This window comes from Arthrobacter koreensis (genome assembly GCF_009193255.1).
Taxonomy (GTDB): Bacteria; Actinomycetota; Actinomycetes; order Actinomycetales; family Micrococcaceae; genus Arthrobacter_B; species Arthrobacter_B koreensis.
Genome location: NZ_WACG01000001.1, coordinates 115,842 through 137,660 on the forward strand (window position 1 = coordinate 115,842; position 21,819 = coordinate 137,660).

At 65.9% G+C, this 21,819-nt stretch carries 18 protein-coding genes and 1 tRNA gene; 9 read left to right on the forward strand and 10 right to left on the reverse strand.

What is annotated here, in order from left to right; genetic code table 11:
- Positions 1 to 175 precede the first annotated feature (175 nt).
- The 4 genes from GD628_RS00525 (at position 176) to GD628_RS00540 (ending at position 3,304) form a co-directional block, all read left to right on the forward strand.
- Complete coding sequence (locus tag GD628_RS00525) at positions 176 to 634, forward strand: FMN-binding protein (RefSeq protein WP_152273527.1); 459 nt, start codon at positions 176 to 178, stop codon at positions 632 to 634.
- A 9-nt stretch (positions 635 to 643) separates the two neighbouring features.
- Positions 644 to 1,528 (forward strand): FAD:protein FMN transferase, encoded by an 885-nt coding sequence (locus tag GD628_RS00530; RefSeq protein WP_152273528.1) that lies wholly within the window; start codon positions 644 to 646, stop codon positions 1,526 to 1,528.
- Positions 1,525 to 3,042, forward strand: coding sequence for an FAD-dependent oxidoreductase (locus GD628_RS00535; protein ID WP_152273529.1), 1,518 nt, complete (start codon positions 1,525 to 1,527; stop codon positions 3,040 to 3,042). The genes GD628_RS00530 and GD628_RS00535 overlap by 4 nt, the downstream gene beginning before the upstream one ends.
- Positions 3,043 to 3,228: 186 nt before the next feature.
- Positions 3,229 to 3,304: transfer RNA gene (locus tag GD628_RS00540), tRNA-Arg, on the forward strand.
- A 70-nt stretch (positions 3,305 to 3,374) separates the two neighbouring features.
- On the opposite strand, the gene GD628_RS00545 is transcribed toward GD628_RS00540, so the two are convergent.
- The 4 genes from GD628_RS00545 to GD628_RS00560 form a co-directional block, all read right to left on the reverse strand.
- On the reverse strand, positions 3,375 to 4,583 hold the full coding sequence (locus GD628_RS00545) for an ABC transporter permease (protein ID WP_226802280.1): 1,209 nt from the start codon (positions 4,581 to 4,583) through the stop codon (positions 3,375 to 3,377).
- Entirely contained in the window at positions 4,580 to 5,338 is a 759-nt protein-coding gene (locus GD628_RS00550) for an ABC transporter ATP-binding protein (RefSeq protein ID WP_152273530.1), read from the reverse strand. The genes GD628_RS00545 and GD628_RS00550 overlap by 4 nt, the downstream gene beginning before the upstream one ends.
- Positions 5,335 to 6,345 (reverse strand): permuted SH3 domain-containing protein, encoded by a 1,011-nt coding sequence (locus GD628_RS00555; RefSeq protein WP_152273531.1) that lies wholly within the window; start codon positions 6,343 to 6,345, stop codon positions 5,335 to 5,337. Before GD628_RS00555 ends, GD628_RS00550 begins: the two co-directional genes overlap by 4 nt.
- 260 nt (positions 6,346 to 6,605) lie before the next feature.
- A complete protein-coding gene (locus GD628_RS00560) occupies positions 6,606 to 7,637 on the reverse strand; it encodes a GlxA family transcriptional regulator (RefSeq protein WP_152273532.1) in 1,032 nt (343 codons plus the stop codon).
- Positions 7,638 to 7,718: 81 nt separating this feature from the next.
- Here GD628_RS00560 and GD628_RS00565 point away from each other — a divergent pair, with 81 nt between their 5' ends.
- The 3 genes from GD628_RS00565 (at position 7,719) to hrpA (ending at position 12,981) form a co-directional block, all read left to right on the forward strand.
- The gene (locus tag GD628_RS00565) at positions 7,719 to 7,916 is read left to right on the forward strand and encodes a hypothetical protein (RefSeq protein WP_152273533.1); all 198 of its coding nucleotides are present in this window, start codon (positions 7,719 to 7,721) and stop codon (positions 7,914 to 7,916) included.
- A gap of 102 nt (positions 7,917 to 8,018) precedes the next feature.
- Complete coding sequence (locus tag GD628_RS00570; RefSeq protein ID WP_152273534.1) at positions 8,019 to 9,089, forward strand: helix-turn-helix transcriptional regulator; 1,071 nt, start codon at positions 8,019 to 8,021, stop codon at positions 9,087 to 9,089.
- A gap of 13 nt (positions 9,090 to 9,102) precedes the next feature.
- Entirely contained in the window at positions 9,103 to 12,981 is a 3,879-nt protein-coding gene (gene hrpA / locus GD628_RS00575; protein ID WP_152273535.1) for an ATP-dependent RNA helicase HrpA, read from the forward strand.
- A gap of 29 nt (positions 12,982 to 13,010) precedes the next feature.
- On the opposite strand, the gene GD628_RS00580 is transcribed toward hrpA, so the two are convergent.
- From GD628_RS00580 to GD628_RS00590, 3 genes are all read right to left on the reverse strand, one after another.
- Positions 13,011 to 13,439 carry an HIT family protein gene (locus tag GD628_RS00580; RefSeq protein WP_091603824.1) on the reverse strand — a complete coding sequence of 143 codons (429 nt, stop codon included), beginning with the start codon at positions 13,437 to 13,439 and terminating at the stop codon, positions 13,011 to 13,013.
- Between the two features lie 94 nt (positions 13,440 to 13,533).
- Positions 13,534 to 14,373 carry a rhodanese-like domain-containing protein gene (locus GD628_RS00585; RefSeq protein ID WP_152273536.1) on the reverse strand — a complete coding sequence of 280 codons (840 nt, stop codon included), beginning with the start codon at positions 14,371 to 14,373 and terminating at the stop codon, positions 13,534 to 13,536.
- Positions 14,370 to 15,029: an MBL fold metallo-hydrolase gene (locus tag GD628_RS00590; RefSeq protein ID WP_091603383.1), complete on the reverse strand. Its 660-nt coding sequence runs from the start codon at positions 15,027 to 15,029 to the stop codon at positions 14,370 to 14,372. Before GD628_RS00590 ends, GD628_RS00585 begins: the two co-directional genes overlap by 4 nt.
- 219 nt (positions 15,030 to 15,248) lie before the next feature.
- Between GD628_RS00590 and GD628_RS00595 the strand changes: the two genes are divergently transcribed.
- Together GD628_RS00595 and GD628_RS00600 are read left to right on the forward strand one after the other, a co-directional pair.
- Positions 15,249 to 15,668 carry a Fur family transcriptional regulator gene (locus tag GD628_RS00595; protein WP_091603380.1) on the forward strand — a complete coding sequence of 140 codons (420 nt, stop codon included), beginning with the start codon at positions 15,249 to 15,251 and terminating at the stop codon, positions 15,666 to 15,668.
- 785 nt (positions 15,669 to 16,453) lie between these two features.
- Positions 16,454 to 18,439: a DUF222 domain-containing protein gene (locus GD628_RS00600; RefSeq protein ID WP_193313161.1), complete on the forward strand. Its 1,986-nt coding sequence runs from the start codon at positions 16,454 to 16,456 to the stop codon at positions 18,437 to 18,439.
- Positions 18,440 to 19,093: 654 nt separating this feature from the next.
- On the opposite strand, the gene GD628_RS00605 is transcribed toward GD628_RS00600, so the two are convergent.
- Genes GD628_RS00605 through GD628_RS00615 form a run of 3 tightly spaced genes read right to left on the reverse strand, consistent with a single transcriptional unit; the run spans position 19,094 to position 21,739 of the window.
- Positions 19,094 to 19,960 carry a metal ABC transporter permease gene (locus GD628_RS00605; RefSeq protein ID WP_226802281.1) on the reverse strand — a complete coding sequence of 289 codons (867 nt, stop codon included), beginning with the start codon at positions 19,958 to 19,960 and terminating at the stop codon, positions 19,094 to 19,096.
- Positions 19,947 to 20,726 carry a metal ABC transporter ATP-binding protein gene (locus GD628_RS00610; protein ID WP_176697560.1) on the reverse strand — a complete coding sequence of 260 codons (780 nt, stop codon included), beginning with the start codon at positions 20,724 to 20,726 and terminating at the stop codon, positions 19,947 to 19,949. The genes GD628_RS00605 and GD628_RS00610 overlap by 14 nt, the downstream gene beginning before the upstream one ends.
- A 32-nt stretch (positions 20,727 to 20,758) precedes the next feature.
- A complete protein-coding gene (locus tag GD628_RS00615; RefSeq protein WP_152273539.1) occupies positions 20,759 to 21,739 on the reverse strand; it encodes a metal ABC transporter solute-binding protein, Zn/Mn family in 981 nt (326 codons plus the stop codon).
- Between the last annotated feature and the right edge of the window lie 80 nt (positions 21,740 to 21,819).

Below are 21,819 nucleotides of genomic sequence, written 5' to 3' on the forward strand. Positions count from 1 at the left end.
GGTTAAGCATAGCCGGGCAGCCCGTACGGGCCTTATTCCTCCGGTTTGCGTCTGGCTGCCCTGCGTTTCGCGGCATAAATGTGTCCTGCGGCACAGCAGGGCACCGAAAGGCATGCGGCGGCGTTGATGGGTTGTAATAAGAGGGGAACTTCCGCCTGCATTTGAAGGAGCATCCGTGAATTCCAAGAAACCGCTGCTAACTGCTGCCGCCGGACTGGCACTGCTGGGAACCGCCGGTTGCGGCTCCGCCGGATCGGCCCAGGACGCCGCCACCGACGAGGCGTCGGGCACCCCGGCGCCTGCAGCGTCCAGCGGGGCGCCTGCAACGAGCGGCGAGTACCAGGACGGCGAGTACACGGCCACGGGCAGTTACATTCCGCCGTCGAACACCAAGGAAGAGGTCACGGTATCCCTGACCCTGGCGGACGGCGTCGTCACCGATCTACAGGTCTCCACGTCCGGCAACCACCCGACCTCCAAGCGCTACCAGGCCGAGTTCACGAACGGCGTCCAGCAGGAGGTCGTTGGAAAGCCGCTCGACGAGGTGAAGGTGGACAAGGTTGCCTCTTCCTCACTGACCAGCTCAGGCTTCAACAAGGCCCTGGACGAAATCAAGAGCGAAGCCTCCCGCTAGGGGCAAGCCGTGGACGCCTGGTCATTCGAAGCGATTGGCACGCACTGGGAAATCAGCGCCGGGGCCCCTCTCGATGCCGCTACCCGTGCGGCTGTCAGCGGGCTTGTCTCCGGTTATGACCAGGCGCTCTCCCGTTTCCGCAGCGACTCGGTCCTCGCCGGTCTTTTCCACGGCGGAGGAACAGCGGTCCTGCCCGGCTACACAGCGGAGCTGCTCTCGCTTTACGACTCCCTTGACCGGCTGACCGAGGGGCGCATGAATCCGCTGGTGGGCGGTTCCCTTGAGCTTCTGGGGTACGGACCCGGCTACCGGCTGACGCCGCAGGGCCCGGCTTCCGGCGCCCCGGACTGGCAGCGGGCCGTGCAGTGGGAATCCGTGCAGCGCGAAGCCGGCGGCCCGGCCGAAGTCCGGCTAAGCCTTGCCGGTCCCGGAACGATTGATGTGGGGGCCGCAGGGAAGGGCCAGCTGGTGGACCTCGTCTGGGAACTGGTCACTGGACGCGGATATGCTTCGGTGGTGGTTGATGCCGGTTCGGACATGCGTCACTCCGGCCCCGCCCTGCGGGTAGGGCTCGAGCACCCGTTCGATCCCCAGCAGGCCATCGGCGTCGTGCAGCTCCAGGACCGCGCCCTGTGCGCCTCAGCCATCAACAGGCGGGCGTGGGGCAACGGACTGCACCATGTCCTGGATGCTTCGACCGGTTTGCCGGTCAATGCCGTGGCTGCCACCTGGGTCCTGGCCCGGGACGCCATGACGGCGGACGGCCTGGCCACGGCACTGTTCCTTACTGATCCTTCCCTACTCGCTGCCGAGTTCGATTTCGACTACGTGCGGATGTTTTCCGACGGCAGGGCAGAGTATTCATCCGCAATGGCTGGAGTCCTTTTTTCATGACCGTTTCCCTGAGCACTCCCTCCGCACGGCTGCAGCGCCTGCTGGGCAGGATGAGCATGTACCGCATGCTTGTGGTACTGCTGCTGGCGATGGCCGCGTGGTCCTTCGTGCTCTCCCTTGCGGGAGCGCTTTTCTACACGCCGTCCGAGCTCGCGGCGACGCTGGCGACCGCCGTGGTCTCGACGCTGATGGCCAGCCGGGTGATGGGGCTGCTGTTCCGGACGTTCCCGCAGACGGATTCCGCCCTCATAACCGGCCTTCTCCTCTTCTTTCTCTTCTGGCCCACTACCGACGGCGTGCAGCTGGGCTGGATCGCACTGGCTGGCCTGGCTGCCACCGCGTCGAAGTACCTGCTGGTCTGGCGGCGGCGCCACATTTTCAATCCAGCGGCCGTTGGCGCGTTCGTTATGGGCGTCACCGGGCTCAACGCTCCGGTCTGGTGGGTAGCCGCGCCGCTGATGCTCATTGCGGTCATCCCGGCGGCGCTGCTGGTGCTGTACCGCGCCCGCCTGCTGCCGATGGCCGGTGTGTTCACCGCCGTCGCTGCCGGAATCGTCACGGTTCGTTTCGCCGCCGCAGGGGAACCGGTGCTGGAAGGACTGGCGACGGCGTTCACGTCCTATCCGGTCCTCTTCTTCGCCGGATTTATGCTTTCCGAGCCCCTGACCCTGCCGCCGCTGCGCTGGCAGCGGCTGGCCGAAGCCGCCGTCGTGGGTGTCCTGTTCGCTGTGCCGCTGTCCGTGGGCCCGGTCTTCATGTCCCCCGAGCTGGCCCTGCTGGTGGGCAACCTCCTGGCCTTCGCTGCCGGACAGCGCGGGGGAATTTCGCTGCGGCTGCGCTCCTCGCGGAACCTGACTCCCAGTTCCCGTGAACTCGTCTTCGAGCCGGAGCGGCCGCTCCGCTACACCCCGGGCCAGTACCTCGAGCTGAACCTTCCGCATCCCAGCCCGGACGGCCGCGGACTGCGCCGGATCTTCAGCCTCACCTCCGATCCGGCGGACCCCGCCACCGTCTCCGTGGCACTGCGTGTGTCGGATCCGGGAAGCTCCTTCAAGACCAGGCTCCTGGCGCTCAAGCCCGGAGCGCGGATCTCCGCGACGTCCGTCGGCGGGGATTTCCAGCTCCCCCGCGATGCCTCCCGCAAGGTGCTGATGGTGGCCTCCGGAATCGGCATCACCCCGTTCCTGAGCCAGCTGCGCTCTGCTGCCGCCAGGGACCGGGACATCGTGCTCGTTTACGCCGCCTCTTCCGTGGCGGAACTTGCCTATGCCCGGGAGCTCGCCGATCTGGGGGTCCGTGTACTGGTGTGCACGCCGTCTGATCCGTCCGTTCCGGGATGGACCTGGCTCGGGGCGGGCCTGCCGGACGGCGCCGCGCTGGCCAGCGCAGTGCCCGACGCCGCGACGCGGACCGCGTACGTGGCCGGGTCGCCGTCGGCCGTGGCTGCTGCCCGCCGCGCCCTCAAGGCCGCAGGCGTGCGGCGCGTCCACACCGATCCGTTCCTGGGCTACTAGCCCTTCCCGCCCATCCCCTCCCCTCTCCACCTCACCATCGAGATGGCAGAAACTGCTCGTTAGAACGCTGAAACGGGCAGTTTCTGTCATCTCGATGGTGGGGAAACGGAATTGGTTTCCGGGCACCAGCAAGAACCTGCTAAGCTTCTTTAGTCCCTGCAGGACATACCGGTTTTCCGGTGTCCCGCCCTCGTAGCTCAGGGGATAGAGCGGTTGCCTCCGGAGCAACAGGCCGTAGGTTCGAATCCTATCGAGGGCACCAAATCTGCAGGGAAAACCCCGCTGCCATTACCGGCAGCGGGGTTTTTTGTGTCCTCATCCCGGTCTGCGGGCTAGAAGCGGATCGCGTCGATGACCTTTACCCGCACTGCCACCACCGCCGGGATCAGTCCGGCCAGTGCACCGACCGCGGTGGCGGCGCCGAGACCCAGCAGGGCTGCCTCAACCGGGAACGGCGGCAATTCGGAAATCCCGAAGGCCACCTGGCGCTGGACGGCAGGCAGCTTGGCAACGGCAATCGCGGCCATCACTCCGACCAGTCCCGCGACGAAGGTCGCTACAACGGATTCGAGCATAACCCCGAAGAAAATCCGTCCCGAGGTGGCCCCGAAGCTGCGCCGGATTCCGATCTCACGCACCCGGTACTTCACCGTGACCATGGAGATGTTCAGCAGTCCCACCGCGCCGAGGAGCAGCACCAGCCCGGCGATGCCGCCCACCGCCAGCTGCATGCCGCCGTAGGGATCGCCCCAGGCCGCGTAGTCCGCGCGGTAAGCGTCAATCTGCAGGGCCGGGAACTGGGCTGAGAGATCGGAGATGATCGCGGCAGTCAACGGTTCAGCGAGGTCTTCCGGCACCCACAGTTCCAGCATTGGCGGACCGTTCATGCCGGGCGCGGCCACGGCACCAACCCTGTCGTAGGCCTCGGAGAGCATGTAGGCCGCCGGGGGTTCCTCCGGCCAGAGGTTCCGCCGGACACCGGTGACCACAGCGTCCACGGGAGTGCCGTTGGAAATCCTTACCACCGGATCAACCGCCAGGTCAGGGGAACCGAGACGGGCATAAAACGCCTCGTTCACGATCACGGCGGGAGCAAGCCGCTGGCCGTCGGTCTCAGTGAACCATGCCCCGCTGGTCAGGTTGACCCGGCGCATGACCCCGTAATCGGCGCCGACCACTGTGGTCTCGGCCTGCACCACGCCGTCCGGGAACTGGAACGGTACGGAGGTGAGCAGGTTCAGCGAGGCGTATTCGACGGCGTACCGCTCAACCACGGAGCCGAAAGCCTCCCGCAGTGGTGCCGGGTCTCCCATTTCACCGTTCATCGGGTACGCCCCTACCGTGAGGGTGGCCGGGCGTCCGCTGGACGCTTCCGAACCCTGTGCCAGGGCTTCCCGGGACATGTCCGCCAGCGCGACGACGGTAGTCAGGGACGCCACGGAAAGCGCAACGCCGATGAGCGCCAACAGGACGCGGGTCTTGTGCGTCCGGAGTTCGGCCCACGCTTCAACCAGGGAGCCGGCAATACCGGTCAGGCTCATGCGGCTGCCTCCGATCCAAGGCGCAAGTGTCCGCTTTCGAGCAGATAGTGGCTGTGTGCCAGCGCGGCGACGTTTGGGTCATGGGTGATGGTGATCAGCGCTGCTCCGGATTCCTCCGCCACTTCGGCCAGCAGCCCCATCACCGACTGCCCCGTGGCGATGTCCAGCGCACCTGTGGGTTCGTCGGCGAGGATGAGCCGGGGACTGCGGACCAGTGCCCGGGCAATGGCGACGCGCTGCTGCTCTCCCCCGGACAGCCTCTGCGGTTTCTCCTGCAGGCGGCTGCCCAGGCCCACCCGGCCCAGCATGTCCGAAGCCAGCTTCTCGCGCCGCCAAAAGTCGCGTCCCTTCGCGTAGAGCAGGGGCGTCATCACGTTTTCGAGGGCCGTGCGTTCAGCCAGGAGATTGAACTGCTGGAAGATGAAGCCGACGGCGGCGCCGCGCAGGACCGCGCGCTGGTTGCCCCCCATGTTCCCTACCGGTACGCCGTCGAATTCGATGGTTCCGGTGCTGGGAAGGTCCAGCATGCCGAGAATGTTCAGGAGGGTGGATTTCCCGGAACCGGAACGTCCGACGATGGAGATGTGGTCCCCCTGCCGGACATCAAGGTCCACGCCGCCAAGAATGTGCAGCTCCTCGTTGTCCGGCCGCCGGACAGTCCGGGTGACGTTCCGCAGCCGTACCAGCGGCTGGGTTTCCCCTGCGGCAGAAACCCAGCCGCAGGAACCGGGGAGGGCATCAATGAACTGGGTCATCCGCCCATCGCCCCCGCCATGCCGAACTCGCCGCTGTCCTGTGCCGGTGCGCCTGGAACGAACTGGAGAATCTGCTCCCCTGCGGCGAGCCCTTCGGTAATCTCGACCTGCTGTCCGTCATTGAGTCCCAGGCTCACGGCACGCTCTTCCGGTGCCTCGGCGGAAGCATCCCGGACTACCCACACCACTCCGTTCTGCACCGCTCCGCGAACGGCGGTGGCGGGAACGGTCACTACGTCCTCGGCGTGGCCGGCGGTGATGTCCACACTGGCACCGAGCCCGGAAAAGACGGCAACTCCGGCCGGCACCGCGCAGCTGAACGTTCCGGTTGTTCCGCCGGCCGGCTGCCCGTCAGGGACACCCGTATCCTGGGCCGGGTCCTTTTCGGCCGGGCCCCCGGTGGTGATAGCTGCGCAGTCAAACGGTGCCGGACCCCCGTTCAGCGTGACTTTGGCAGTCTGCGGACGGTCCAGGATGCGGAACTGCTGCTCCGTGCTCAGGGTTCCCTGCACCGAGAATGTTCCGGGTGACACCGAGGCTACCTCGTCTCCCACTGTGACCTGCTGGTTCAGCAGGACGGGAAAGTCCGCCAGGGTGCCTGACGCCGTCGCGACAACGTCCGAGTAGGTGTAGAGCTGGACCGGCGCCGGCCGCGGGGCGTCGTCATCGTCCTGCTGCGGAAGCGCCTCCGGAGGGGACTCCACGGGTTTGCGCACCTGGAAGAGCCTGTCCCCCTTGGCCACGGCCTGTCCGGCCTCGACGTCGACGAAGACCACAGACCCGTCGCTGGTGCTTCGGATCTTGGCCGCCGGATCAGCGACGACTGATCCCTGGGCCTGGACCAGGTTCGTCACACTCGCGCGGGTAGCCTCCACGGTGGCGGTTTGCAGCTGGGCGGAGGGCGTCTGCGCCTCAGCCTCTGCAGACAGCCCGTCGAGAAAAGCGAGTTTGAACAGAGCGGCAGCGATGACTCCGAACACCACCAGCCAAAGAATTGGAAATACCAAGCGCCGGGAAGCACCCATGCAGATCCCCCAAATATGTTCCGCCGCCGGTGTGCGCCGGCAGCGGAGATGGTCCGGCAAGGGACAGCGGGTGGGCTGGCCGTTCCGGTTGATTCGCATGGACGCTACCAGTGCAAAGCAGCTCCCGACGCCGAAACGGGACGCGCCGCGCCAAACCCATCCTTCCGGTGGAGGTGGTTCATCCCGCCGGCTGAGCCCGGCTGCGGTTCCCCGGGCTCAGCAGATTCCGGGCCCGTCACCGGCTAGCCCGGAATCTGCGGAGCCCGGGGATGGACCGGGTATCCCTGCTGGGCCCAGGCTGGCCGGCCTGCCCGGCCCCGGAATGCCCTGCGGTACGCGGCCGGGCTGATTCCAACTGCACGGTTAAAGTGGTGGCGAAGCAGCACGGCCTGCCCAAACCCGGCCGCACGGGAAACCTCCTCGATACTCATGGCCGTGTCTTCGAGCAGTTCCTGCGCCCTGAGTACGCGCTGCGCGTTGATCCAGGACCCGGGTGTTGTTCCGGTTTCCGCCTTGAACCGGCGCGCGAACGTCCGCTCCGACATGTGGGCGCGGGCTGCGAGCGCTGTGACGGAGTGCTCCCGGTCGAGGTTCGCGGCGATCCAGGCCAGAACGTCCGTCAGCGTGTCTCCGGCTGTGACGGACAGCGGCCGGTCAATGTACTGGGCCTGCCCGCCGTCCCGGTGCGGAGGTACCACCATGTCCCGGGCGATGGCGGCAGCCGCCTTGGCCCCGAGTTCCTGGCGGACAAGGTGCAGCGAAGCGTCAATCCCGGCCGCCGTCCCTGCACTTAAAATGATGTTCCCGTCCTGCACGTACAACACATCCTCGTTTACTACCACGGAGGGGTACATCCTGGCGAGCAAGGCCGAGTTGCGCCAGTGCGTCGCCGCCCTGCGGCCGTCCAGGATGCCCGCTTCTGCGAGCGCGAAGGCACCGGTGCACACTGACATCACCCAGGCAGACCGCTCGTGGGCGTTCCGGAGGGTTTCAAGGACTGCAGGCGGCAGCGGTTCGGGTCCGTCCGGCCAGCAGCCGTAGGGTGCCATGATGACCAGGTCCGCACCGGAGGCGGCCTCAAGTCCGTTCTCGACCTGGATCGTGTATCCGGCTGAGGTTCGGACCGGCCCGGGAACATGGGTGACCATGCGGAAATCAAACCGGGGCACGCCGCTGCCCCGGGCGGAGCGATCGATTCCGAAGATCTCCGCCACCAGCCCCAGTTCGAACGGACCGGTGTTCTCCAGCGCTATGAGGGCCACGCTTTTGAGCATGGAGTGAGTATGGCAGTTTTTTGCTGCTAATGGGCATATCTGCCACTTATTTCTGGTGCCGCCCGGGCTGAACCTGAAGGCATGGAAATCTTCTTTACGCTTCTGGTCCTAGGCCTCCTGGCCGGTGTCTCCGCCGTGGTGGTTTTCGCCATTCGGCATGACGGCCGCGGGCATCTCCCGCCGGTGTCCTCCGGCCGTCCGTGGCACGGCAATGCCCTCTGGGATGTGGCAGACCCGCGGGACTTGTCCCTGGACCGGCCCTTCCTGCCCCGGCACTAGTGCCGAACATCGCATGCCGGACTCCGGGCTCCGGGCTCCGGGCTCCGTACGAATTTCAATCCAGGACGGTTCCTGTCCGCAATACGGAGTAGCTTGGGAACCATGCTCGAGACCTCAGCACGGCTGCTGCATCTGCTCTCCCTCCTGCAGCTGCGCAGGGAATGGACCGGCGCGGCGCTGGCCGAACGAATGTCCGTCACTGAACGCACCGTGCGCCGGGACATCGGCAAGCTGCGCAGCCTTGGCTATCCCATCTCCGCCTCCCCCGGGATCGCCGGCGGCTACCAGCTCGGAGCCGGGGCGCAGCTGCCTCCCCTGCTCCTGGACGATGAGGAGGCGCTCGCCGTCGCCCTGGGCCTGACAGCGGTTGCTTCCGGTCCGGTATCCGGTATTGGCGAAGCATCCGTCCGCGCCCTGGTGAAACTGGAGCAGGTCCTCCCCGGCAGGCTGAGGCCCAAGTTCTCTGCCCTGCGCCAGTCGGTGAGCGTACTGGCGGGCCCGTCAGCGGCGGCATCAGCAGTGAATCCCGAGTTCCTGACCGCTTTCTCCACGGCCATCTCGGAGCGGCGGACGGCCGCCTTCCGCTACCAGGCACTCGAGGCAGCTGAGGGACGGCGCATCGTTGAGCCGTACAAGCTGGTCAGCACCGGCCGGCGCTGGTACCTGGTGGCGTGGTGCACCGAACGCCAGGACTGGCGTACGTTCCGGGTGGACCGCTGCCAGTCGGTGCCGGTGCTCCGCGAGCGCTTCACTCCACGGCCGCTGCCGGCCAGGGACCTCGCCGCGTATGTCCAGTCCGCCATTACCCGCAGTCCCTACCAGTACGACGTCGTCATCCGCATCGCGGCCCCGCTCGCCTCGGTGGCGGAACAGGTGCCCGCGGAAGTGGCGGTGCTGGAGGCTGACGGGCCCGGCCACACAGTGCTGCGCAGCGGCTGGGACTCGCTGGACCAGCCGCTGGTCCGTATGGCCGGGATGGGCGTCGAATTCGAGATCCTGGCACCGGAAGAGATGCGCGAACGTGCCCGCACCGCAGCGGGTCGGCTGGCCCGCGCCGCCGGCGCACTTTCCGTCACCCAGGCCGCCCCGTCCTCATCCAGCACCGGTTCCGCTTCCGGCTCCCGGCCCGCACCCGCTGTTCACCGGAAGCAGGCGCTTCCGCCCACGCACTAGACTGGTGCCAACTATGGCACTGACAATCTCCTATCCCCCGCAGCTTCCTGTCTCGGAACGCCGCGAAGACATCATGGCCGCCATTGCTGCCAACCAGGTCACCGTGATCGCCGGTGCCACCGGTTCGGGCAAGACCACCCAGATCCCCAAGATGTGCCTGGAGCTGGGCCTGGCTGACAAGGGACTGATCGGCCACACCCAGCCGCGGCGGCTGGCCGCCCGGACGGTCGCGGAACGCATCGCGGAAGAGCTCGACGTCGAGATCGGCGCCGAGGTGGGCTTCCAGGTCAGGTTCACCGGAGAAACCAGCCGCGAGACCAAGGTCAAGCTCATGACCGACGGCATCCTGCTGGCAGAGATCCAGCATGACCGCAAGCTGAAGAAGTACAGCACCATCATCATCGACGAGGCTCACGAGCGCAGCCTCAACATCGACTTCATCCTTGGGTACCTAAAGCGCCTGCTGCCCGAGCGCCCGGACCTGAAGGTCATCATCACCTCCGCCACGATCGACCCCGAGCGCTTCGCCCAGCACTTCGCTGCGGCGGACGGCACACCCGCACCGATCATCGAAGTCTCCGGCCGCACCTTTCCGGTGGAAATCCGATACCGTCCGCTAAACCAGCCAGCCCTGGGACCGGACGAGGAGGACGAGCTCGAGGAAGACCGCGATCCGCTGGACGCGGTCTGCGACGCCGTTGATGAACTCTCCCGTGAGGCCCCCGGGGACATCCTGATCTTCTTCTCCGGGGAACGCGAAATCCGCGACGCCGCCGATGCCCTGCGCGGAACGGTCACCCGCAACCCCCGCCTGGCCAACACGGAGATCCTGCCGCTCTATGCCAGGTTGTCATTGGCCGAGCAGCACCGCGTCTTCTCCCCCGGCAAGCACCGACGGATCGTGCTGGCCACCAACGTCGCCGAAACGTCCCTCACGGTTCCGGGCATCAAGTACGTCATCGATACCGGCACCGCCCGCATTTCGCGCTATTCCCACCGCACCAAGGTGCAGCGCCTGCCCATCGAACGCATCTCCCAGGCCTCCGCGAACCAGCGCTCCGGCCGCTGCGGCCGCGTCTCGGACGGCATTGCCATCCGGCTCTACTCCGAGGATGACTTTGAAGCCCGGCCGGAGTTCACCGATCCGGAGATCCTGCGCACCAACCTCGCCGCCGTCATCCTCCAGATGGCTGCCATGGGTGTGGCCCAGGGACCCCGGGACGTTGCCGATTTCCCATTCGTGCAGCCACCGGACGCCAAAGCCGTGAACGACGGCGCGCTGCTGCTCCGCGAGCTCGGCGCGCTGGCCCCCAAGGGCGGGATCACCGCCGTCGGACGCAAGCTTGCCCAGCTGCCCGTGGATCCCCGGCTTGGCCGGATGATCGTGGAGGCTGGCCAGCGCGGCTGCGTCCGGGAGGTGATGGTCCTGGCCGCGGCACTGACCATCCAGGACCCGCGGGAGCGGCCGTCCAAGGACGACCCCGCCCGGGCACAGAAGGCCGCGGAGCTGCATAAGCGGTTCGTGGACGAGAACTCGGATTTCACCGGCTACCTGAACCTGTGGCGCTATGTGCAGGAGAAGCAGAAGGAGCTCTCTTCCTCCCAGTTCCGCAAGCTCTGCAAAAACGAGTTCCTGAACTTCCTGCGCATCCGCGAATGGCAGGACCTGTTCGCCCAGCTGCGCCAGCTGGCCAAACCCCTGGGTATCACCCTTGCGCCCGGAGACGTGGATCCGGTTGGCCGCGACAAAGACGTCCACATTTCACTGCTCTCCGGACTGCTGAGCCATATTGGCCTGTATGACCAGCGCAAGCGCGAATACGCCGGTGCGCGGGGAACCCGCTTTGCGGTGTTCCCCGGATCCGCCCTGTTCAAGAAGTCCCCGGACTGGGTGATGGCTGCCGAGCTGGTGGAAACCTCCCGGCTCTGGGCCCGGATCGCCGCCAAGTTCGATCCCCTGTGGGTGGAGGAAGTCGCCCCACACCTAATCAAGCGCACTTACAGCGAGCCGCACTGGTCCAAGCGCAACGGTTCGGTCATGGCCTATGAAAAGGTCACGCTCTACGGCGTTCCGGTCATCCCGCGCCGCAGCGTGAACTACGGCCGGATCGATCCGGTGCTCTCCCGCGAAATGTTCATCCGCCATGCCTTGGTGGAGGGTGACTGGCGCACGCACCACAAGTTCTTCCACCGCAACCAGGCCCTGCTTGCAGAAGTGGAGGAACTGGAGACCCGCGTGCGCCGACGCGGCCTGCGCGTGGACGATGAGACGCTGTTCGAGTTCTACGATGAGCGCGTCGGCTCCGAGGTTGTGTCCGAGCGGCACTTCGACAAGTGGTGGAAGCATGCCCGGCATGAGGATCCCAAGCTGCTGGATTTCGATCCGGACGCGCTGCGCACGGAGGACGCCGCAGGCCTGGATGAGACCGAGTTCCCCAAGACCTTCCGCTACGCGGACTTCGACCTGCCGCTCTCCTATGAGTTCACGCCGGGTGTGCCGGGCGCGAACGACGGCGTCACGGTGGAGGTTCCGGTCCTGTTCCTGAACCAGCTCGACCCGGAGCCGTTCCGCTGGCAGATTCCGGGCCTGCGCGCTGAGCTGATCACCGCGCTGATCAAGTCGCTGCCGAAGGCCGTGCGGAAGAACTTCATTCCGGCGCCGGATGTGGCGCGTGCTGCTGCGGAGGCGTTGGCAGCAGACTTCGATCCGGCGTCGGATCCTCTTGAACCGTCCCTGGAACTGGCCCTGCGCCGGTTGAAGGGGCACATCATCCCGCCCGGCTCGTGGAACTGGGACGCCATCCCGGAACACCTTCGGATGCGGTTCACCGTGGTGGATTCGTCCGGTCGCGTGCTGGATGAGGGCAAGGACCTTGCCGCCCTGCAGGAGTCCCTGGCTCCGGCCACCCGCCGGGCGATTGCGGAGTCCCTCGGAGCGACGCCGGGTACGGTGAAGCCCGCGCCGAAGGCGGTAAAGGGCACCCCCTCAGCGGCTTCCAACGGACAGGCTGCGTCGTCGTTCCGTGAGGAAACCGGCCTTACCGAGTGGAGCGTGGGCACTCTTGAGCGGCGGATCGACACGCTGGTTGCCGGCCACACCGTTACCGGTTATCCCGCCCTGGTGGATGAAGGGTCCACCGCCGGCCTGAGGGTCTTCCAAAGCGCAGCGGAACAGGAAGCCGCCATGCGCGGCGGTGTAATCCGGCTGCTTGCACTGCGTGTGCCAAGCCCGGCGAAGTACGTGCTTGAGCACCTCAGCAATGCCGAGAAACTGACTTTCAGCCAGAACCCGCACGGCAGCGTGGCAGCCCTCATCGAGGACTGCACGCTCGCCGCCGTCGACAAGCTCACCCCGGAGTCCCTGCCGTGGTCGCGGGAGGAATTCGACGTACTGTATGAGAAGGTCCGCGCCGAGCTGATCGACACGGTGTTCACCGTGACGGCGATTGTTGAGAAGGTCCTCTCAGCGACCCGCCGCATCCAGAAGCAGCTCAAGGGCACCACGTCGCTGGCGCTGATTTCGGCGCTCAATGACATCCGGGCCCAGCTTGACCATCTGGTCTATCCCGGTTTCGTGGCGCGCACCGGCTACGCGCAGCTGGCGCAGCTGCCGCGGTACCTGGCCGGCATTGAACGGCGGCTGGAGAAACTGCCCACCAACGTGCAGCGGGATTCGCTGAGCATGGCGGTGGTGCAGGGGCTCGAAGATGATTACGACGACGCCGTCGCAGCCTTGGTGCCCGGGCGCGGCACTCCCCCGGCGCTGGCTGAAGTGCGATGGATGATCGAGGAGCTGCGGATCAGCTTCTTCGCCCAGGAATTGGGAACGGCCCGGTCCGTTTCGGAGAAACGGATTCGGACCGCCCTGAACCAGGCACTGGCTCCTGCTTAGTTTTTGCCGGGGCTTTGGTTCTGTCCGGCCTACGCCTCAGGAACGAACTCGCCGTGGCCGGCAGCCCGCAGGCCTTCACGGAGCTTCTCGGCGTTTGCTTCCATCCTGTCCTGGTCCGGGTTGGTCTCTGCCCGGCTGAAGTCGAAGTCCTGCAGCGAGTTGGCCGGCCAAACGTGGATGTGCAGGTGGTCAATCTCAAACCCGGCAATGGTCAGTCCGGCACGCTCGGCGCCGAAGACGTCTACCTGGACCTGGCCGATGGCCTGGGCGACGGCGGTCATCTTCGCCAGCAGGTCCGCCGGTGCGTCTGTCCACTTGTCGATTTCCTGGCGTGGGACCACCAGGGTGTGCCCGTCGGCGAGGGGGCCGATGCTCAGGAAGGCAACGACGTCGTCATCCTTCCAGACGAAGCGGCCGGGGATTTCACCCTCAATGATCCTGGTGAAAAGCGTGGTCATGCGTTCTCCTTGCTCGGGCTGCTGGCGGTCCCCGTCCGGCAGCTTCAGGCGCAGCGGGGGCGGAACGGGACGGCCGGTAAACATGGCTTTGACGCTACCCGTCTGCGGCGCCGGTTGCCACCGGCTGTCCGGGTGTGGAGGACCATTGCGACCACGAGCCGGGATAGAGGGCAGCGTCGATTCCGGCCATGGCCAGGGCCGCGACCTGAGCCGACGCGTAGATCCCGGAACCGCAGTACGTGCCCACCGGTCCCGAGCTGTCCACTCCGGCGGCTTCGAAACGCTGCCTGAGTTCCGGCGCGGACAGATAGTGTCCGCTGGCGTCCAGGTTTCCTGCGGCGGGTACGTTGATCGCTCCCGGAATGTGCCCTGCCTGCGGGTCGATGGGTTCGTTCTCGCCGCGGAAGCGTTCTGGTGCCCGGGCGTCGATGAGCACTCCGTCAGCTGCAATCGCAGGGACTCCAGCCATGTCCACGACCGGCAGGTGCCCCCAGGACAGGCTCACCGTACCCGGCACCGGGGTGACCTGGCCGCGCTCCAGCGTTCCGCCGTCGGCCTGCCATGCCTGGAGCCCGCCGTCGAGCAGCCGGACGTTCTCGAACCCCGCGTGCCGCAGCAGCCACCACGCCCGTGCCGCTGCGGCACCTCCGGAGGCGTCGTAAGCGACTACCGAGTCGCCGTCGTTGATTCCCCAGCCCTTTGCCATAGCTCCAAAGACCGACGGCGAGGGCAGCGGGTGCCGTCCTTCCGGCCCTGCGGGAGCTGACAGCTCCGTATCCAGGTCCACGTAGACCGCACCCGGCAGATGCCCGTCGAGGTATCTGCGGTGTCCGTCGCTGCGGCCCAGTTCCCAGCGCACGTCCAGCAGCCGTACCGGCTCTCCGCTGTCCAGGGATGACTTGAGCTCAGCGGTGCTGATGAGGATTCCTGTCACAGGTCCACCACGTCACCGGGTGCCAGCGGCTGGTAGCTTGTTCCGTACATTTCGCCGAAGCGTTCAAGGTGCTTTTCCACGATTCCGCGGCCCTTTCCGTTCAGCAGCGCGTCGTGGATGGGATGTGCGGTTTGGGCTCCGACGGCGATGACGAAGTCGATGACCTCTCCCACCTTTGACCACGGTGCGTGGATGGGTACCAGGAGCACCTCTGCCTTGAGTCCGCTGGGTACCGTGAAGGAGTCTCCCGGGTGGTAGATCCGGTCTTCGATCAGGTATGCGAGGTTTTCCACCATGGGAATCAGCGGGTGAATCAGCGCATGCTGTCCGCCGAAGGAGCGTACTGAGATTCCGGCGATTTGCTGGACAGTGTTGGGGTCCACGTCGTGGATCCGGTCCTGGGCATCGTCTGCTGCTTCGTTGCGCAGTGATGCTGCCAGTGCTGCGGGTGCGTAGAGCTGCAGGTCCCGGCGTTCAGCAAGGATCGGCAGTACCTGTTCCCTGTCGATGTGGTCTGCGTGCTCGTGTGTCAGGAGGATCGCGTCTGCGTCCCGGAGCGCTTCTTCGACCTCGGAAAAGTTGCCTGGATCCAGTACCAGGACTGATCCTTCTTTTTCGAACCGGACACATGAATGCGTGTACTTGGTCATTTTCATAGGGTCACGATACTCCGGGTGATGTGGAACTCTCCCACAGGTACGGTGTGCCAACGCTGATAATCTGGGGTCAGGTCCGAATATCGTCAGCCGGTTCGCAGATTGCCGGCGTGTCCCAGCCGGCCGTACTTTGGTGGCCGGTTCCCGTCAGCCAGTCCTTGTCAGCCCGTTCCAGTCAGCCAGTCCCGCCAGCCAGTTCCAGTCAGCCAGGAGGCTTCCATGTCAGCGCAGCCATCGTCCTCGGGGCGGACTGCCGAGCCCCGGGTTACCCGCCAGCGGCTTGCGGTGGGCCGTACCTTGGATTCCCTTGACGACTTTGTCAGCACCCAGGAGCTTCACCGCCTCCTTCAGGACCGTGGTGAAAAGGTTTCGCTGGCCACGACCTACCGGATCCTGCAGTCAATGGCCGATGACGAGCAGGTCGACGTTCTCCGGGGCGCAGACGGTGAAGTTCTCTACCGCCGCTGCGAGGCTGAACATCACCACCACCACCTTGTGTGCCGCAACTGCGGCAAGGCTGTGGAGGTTGAGGCTCCTGCTGTCGAAAGCTGGGCTGCGCGTCTTGGCCGCGAGCACGGTTTCACTGACGTTGCGCACACTGTGGAGGTCTTTGGGCTTTGCCCCGAATGCTCGCGGTAATCCACGGGCTCGGATGTTTCTGGCCGTTCGGGATACGACTCCTCCGGCGCCCGTAGACTTAGCCTTGGTTCGGACGAAAAGCAGGTAATTTACCGGTAATCCTGTGGTCTGAAAAGGGCCGATTTTGGTCTCGGAATGTCAGTGGCAGCTGAGAGCCTTGGGGTATGAACCGTTCCTCGGGCACCCCGTTTTCCCGGTCAGCTGACCGGGAACAGGACGGTGCTCCGGGTGCGGAGCCAGGACGAGATTCTGCCGGTTCCTTTTCCCCTCCCAGTCCCGTGCGATCGGATGGTACCGGCGGCCCGGGCGGCCCGGGTGGCGCGGCTGGGTCGGGCGGGCCGGGCGGTTCGGGTGGGCCGTGCGGATCGGGTGGCTCAGGTGGCGGGGCCGGGCCGGGAGGCCCGGGTAGCTCCACCGGCTTGGGCGATGCTGGAGGCCCCGGAGGCCAAGGTGGCTCGGGCGGTCAGGGCGGTTCGGGTAGCCCTGGAGGCCCCGCCCGTCCAGGCAGCTTGGGCGACGCCGGCAGCCCCGGAGGCCAGGGTGGCTCAGGTGGTCCGGGCAGCTTGGGCGACGCCGGCAGCCCCGGAGGCCAGGGTGGCTCAGGTGGTCCGGGCAGCTTGGGCGACGCCGGCAGCCCCGGAGGCCAGGGTGGCTCAGGTGGTCCGGGCAGCTTGGGTGACGCCGGCAGCCCCGGCGCCCCCGGAGACCCGGGTGGCTCGGGCAGCACGGGTGGCCCTGCTGGAAGGGACTCTTCAGAACCGCACCGCGGCGGTGTGGTCCCCACGGTGGCTGTCTTCCATGCCGAGCCCGGGCAGGCAGACACGACCGATCCCGGTCCGCTGCCTGAGGGATTCACCGGGCAGCTATCCCTCCGCGGACCCGAAACCCTCGGCTATGACGAAACCGTGTCCACGCTGCAGCGTCTGGGCATGCTCATCTCCTGGGCCCAGGCCCAGCAGGCCCGCGTAGCCGCCCGCCTGGAAGTACTCTTCGCCAGGGACATCACCGAGGCATCCGGACGCAAAGAACCAGCCCTGGCCATGAGCCTCGCAGCAGCCGAAGCCTCCACCGCCCTGAACATCCCCCACATGACCGCCATGCAGCTCATCAGCGAATCCACCCGGCTCTGCACCGACGCACCACAGACTCTCGCCCGCCTGGCCGAAGGGAAAATCGCCCTCCAGCACGCCCGCATCATCCTGGACGAAACCCACAACCTCCCCACCGACATCCTCGCGGCAGCAGTATCCGCCGTGCCAGTCCCGTCCCGCGACAGCACGGGAGCCGGAACCGTCGTGGATGGCCAGACCCCAACCCAAGCGTCCAATCACCCCTCGGCCGAAGAGCCCGGACAGCTGGACCTCGGTCTCGACAGTCAGGGCACGCAGTCCGGGGATCAGGGAACCTGCGATGACGCAGCACGCGAGCCTGGTGAGGAGGGCGCTGAAGGCGCTGTCGGCCCTCCTGCCGTGGCCGAGGTCCTCACCGTCCGGGGCGCGTTCGAACGGGACCTCCTCGCGGCAGCCGAGGGAAGGACCGCTGCCGGATTCGGCCGCCGTGCCCGGCGGCTGCGGGAATCACGGTTCCCGGATCTGATCCCCGTCCGGCACCGCCAGGCCAAAGACAAACGCCGGGTCATGTTCCAGCCCCTGCCAGATGGCATGTCCTGCCTCAGCGCGATCATCGCCGCAGAGAAAGGCCAGGCCATGTTCGCCGCCCTGACCGGTGCAGCGAAAGCCGGCAAACATGCCGGGGACCCCCGCACCATGGACCAGCTCCGCACGGACGTCCTCACCGAACTGCTTCTCGGGGGCGATCCAGCAGCTGACAGTCCTCCCGATGCAGGTGGCTTTGCGTCAGGCAAAGGCTCTCCGCCTTTTAGCGACGCCGAGGAAACTTTGTCCGCCACTGGTACGGATAGCAGTCCCAGCATCATTTCCAGCCCTGGCACTGGCTCCGGCCGCGGGCCCTACCCCGGCCACAGGCCCCACCCCGGCCACAGGCCCCACCCCGGCAAAGGGTCCTCCTCCGGCGACGGCTCGGGTACCAGCACCGCCCCTGGCCCTCATGCTGACTCCGATTCCCGCGCTGACGCGGGTTCCCGATCCGGCTCCGGCCAGGAAAGCCCCACGGAAGCACCCGCTGCCCCGCGCAGAAGCCCCGGCCAGGAAGCCACGCGTCCCCGCCGTGCCGAACGGCACCGGCAACGAAGCCGCTCCAAAGTCCGCACCGAGGTCATGGTCCTCATCAACGCCGACACCCTCGCCGGACTCGACGAGAACCCCACAGAACTCAACGGCTACGGACCAATCAGTGCAGAAACAGCGCGGGCCATGATTCTCGACGCCCTGCGCTGGACACCCCTGATCCAGGACCCCAGCACGGGAGAGATCCTGAACGTTGGACGAACACGGCGGATCCCGGCTGGACTCAAACGCTGGCTTCAGGCGCGGGACGGGACGTGCAGGTTCCCCGGCTGCTCCGTGAGCGTCACGCACGCGGAGATCGATCACACCAAGCCCTACGCCCACGGCGGGCCCACGGATCACGCCAATCTGGAACACCTCTGCCCTAAGCACCACCGGTTCAAAACCCTCGGCCACTGGACAGCACGCCAACCCGAACCCGGAACCATCGAATGGCACTCACCCACCGGACGCATCTACGCAACCGACCCAGCGCTGGACTACCAACCGAACCCACTAACACGCAGAGCCTCAAACAACCCTGCTGAAAGCGAAGACCCGAAACACGATCCCCCACCGTTCTAACGATCGGGGTAGGCCTATGGCGAAGCCGGGACACGAAGCGGCGCGGAGAAAATGAGTGCGAGCAAGCGGCGCGGTGCCTGGTCGGCTACTGGGTGCCATTGTGCAGAGGCGTCAGGGCCGGGCAGCAGCGCCTTGCCTGGATAGATACGGGGCACCAGTGAGCAGTGACTCGGGGCCTGAGCAGTTGCCAGGCGCCATGGTCCAGAGGCGGGAGAACCGAGCAGTAGTGCGGTGCCTTGGGTAGATACGGGGCGCCATCGAGCAATGACACGTGGCCTGAGCAGTTGCCAGGCGCATGGTGCAGAGGCGGGAGGGTCAAGCAGTAGCGCGGCGCCTTGGGCCGTCACGGGGCACCAGTGAGCCGTGACGCGGCACCTGAGCACTGACAGAACGCCTCGGAGACGTGAAACTCAAACAGTGACGCGTCACCTGAGCACGAGGACGCCTGGCAGGCGTGAGGCTCGTGCAGCGGCCCGACGCCCGGGCAGCCACCAAGCACCCTGCCAGTTGCCGCGGCGTCTGGCCATCGACAACACCCCGGGCAGCAACTCCCGGCTCTAACTCAACGTTTTGCGGTTCCGGAACGACTGTGGAATGCCAGTACAGCCCCCTGCAGAACCAGGGTCCGGCCACCCGTCCGGTCCCACAACCGGCTCAGGCCGCAGTAGCCAGCCGCCGGTTCCTATTCCGGACTGCCATGATGATGCGGCAAACCAGGTAAATGGCAAACGAAATCGTCGTCACGTACGGGCTGATCGGAATCCGGCCCCCAAGAGCCAGAAGAATGCCGCCAACGGCAGAAACCAGGGCAAACATGACACTCAGCCCAACCACAAGCCGGGGAGAAGAGGTCACAAGCAGGGCAGCAGCAGCGGGAGTAATAAGGAGAGAAAGAACCAGAAGCGCACCAACAACCTGGATGGACAGCGCAACCGAAAGACCCAAAAGGAACATAAACACGATGGACAGCACGCCAACCGGAACACCCCGGGCCTGGGCAAGCTCGGGATCGGCACTCGCAAACGTCAACGGACGCCAGACAAAAACCAGTCCAACAACAACGACGGCGGCACAAATGGCCAGGAGGTTCAGCTGGACACTGTCCACGGCAACAATCTGGCCGGTAAGCAGTCCGAACTTATTGGCAGAGCGCCCCTCATAGAGAGCGAGAAAAAGGATGCCCAAACCCAAGCCGAAGGGCATGATCACACCGGTAATGGAATTCCGGTCCCGCGCCTTCAAACCCAGCAGGGCGAGGATCAGGGCAGCCGCAATTGAACCGGCTAGGGAACCAAGAACAACATTCGCTCCCAGCAGCAGGGCCAGGGCCGCACCGGCAAAAGACAGCTCGGCAATGCCGTGGACAGCAAAGGCAAGATCGCGCATCATCACAAACACGCCGATAAGCCCGCCAACAAGACCAAGAATGGCCGCAGCCCACAACGAGTTGGTTACCAGCGGAAGCAGCTGCCCGTAGTCGCTGAAGTCGAATACGGAGGAGAAGAACTCAGAAAGGTCCAAGATCGGCCTCGCTTTCGCCGTGGTGGTGCGTAGTGGCGTCAGGAACGCCCAGCACCACAATCCGGCCGTGGCTGCGCAGAACCTCCACATGGGAACCGTACATATCCGAAAGCACATCCGAACGCAGGACTTCCGACGGCGTTCCGGTACGGAACTGGCCACCGGCCAGGTAAAGGACCCGGTCAACATAGTCGATGATCGGATTGATTTCGTGCGTCACGAACACGACGGCAGAGTCATGGACATGCGCACGGGCATCAATGAGGGCGCTGATCGCCTGCTGGTGGTGCAAATCAAGGGAGAGCAGCGGCTCATCACAGAGCAAAAGATCAGGATCAGTGGCCAGAGCCTGGGCAGCACGCAGCCGCTGCAGTTCGCCGCCGGAGAGCTTGCCCACCGGAGCATCCGCATAACTCGTGGCACCCACCTGCGCAAGAAGCTCATCCACCCGGGCACGCACAGGACCCCGGCGGAGGCGGATACCCCACTTGTCGCCGTCGACCCCCATGCCAACCAAGTCCCGGGCACGCAGCGGAGTGCCGGGAGCAAAGGACTTCTGCTGCGGGATGTAGCCAATGTCCTTGCTTCCGCGCTCAACGCGGCGCCCGTTGATAGTCACGGTTCCGGCACTGAGCGGCTGGAGCCCCAGCAGCACCTTCAGCAGTGTCGTCTTGCCGGTGCCGTTGGGCCCCAGGACGGCAAGGAACTCACCGGAACTGATATCCAGGTCCAGGCCCTGCCACAGCGTACGGCTGCCAAAGGCCATGGAGGCCCCGCGCAGCTGCACGACGGGGCGGCTCACTGCAGGACGTCCTGGATGGCCGTCACGTTGCGGTTCATCCAGGCAAGGAAGTCCTCGCCCTCTGGAAGAGTTTCGGAGAAGTCGACCACCGGAATGCCGGCATCTTCAGCAGTCCCGCGCACAGCCTCAGTCTGCGATGTGGAGGTCTGCTCGTTATACGCGAGGAACGCAATATCCCCGGAGGCCAGCAGATCCTGCATTTCCTTCAGCACGGCAGGCGGGACATCCTGGCCCTCCTCGACAGCCTCCGTGAAATCGTCCGGAGTGACATTGTGCAGCCCGGCGTCCTCCAGGAGATACGCGGGGACCGGTTCCGTCATGGCGACGTCGCGGCCCTCCGCTGCGGCACGGACCTCGCCAAGGCGGTCCTCCAGTTCCTGGATACCCGAGGCGAAGCCAGCCGCGTTGTCACGGAAAGCCTGCTCGTTTTCAGGATCCAGTTCAGCCAGCCGCTCGGCAGCTGCTTCGGCCAGCAGGCCCATCGCTTCCGGGTCGTACCAGACGTGCTCGTTGAATCCGCCGTGCGAGTGCCCGCCATGGCTGTGGCCGGCGTGGCTGTCGCCGTGGTCTTCGTCGTCGCCCTCTGAGTGTCCTTCATCAAGACCCGAGATCTCGACGGCGTTCAGGACGTTTTCCCCGGCCACCGACTCCTCCTGGACCAGGGTCTCCATGAAGGAGTCGTATCCCCCGCCATTCAGGACAACGAGTGCTGCCTCGGAAACAGCGAGCTTGTCCCGTGCAGTCGCCTCGTAGGAGTGCGGGTCCTGCGAGGGACGGTTGATGATCGACTCGACGCTGACGAACTCGCCGCCGACCGATTCAAGGATGCTGCCGTACACGTTGGTTGAGGCGACAACCCGGATGGTGTCACCGTCTTCGCCGGCGCCGCCGTCAACTCCAGCATTCGAGGAGCAGGCGGAAAGCGCGAGTGCGGCAGCGGCAAGGGTCCCGGCCACACGGAAAGGCAGGCGGCGCATAGTGTCAGTATCCCCGTTTCGAGTCTCGGTACAACCTCCGGCGGCACCGGGGCTTGATCAGCATAACGTAAACGCGAATC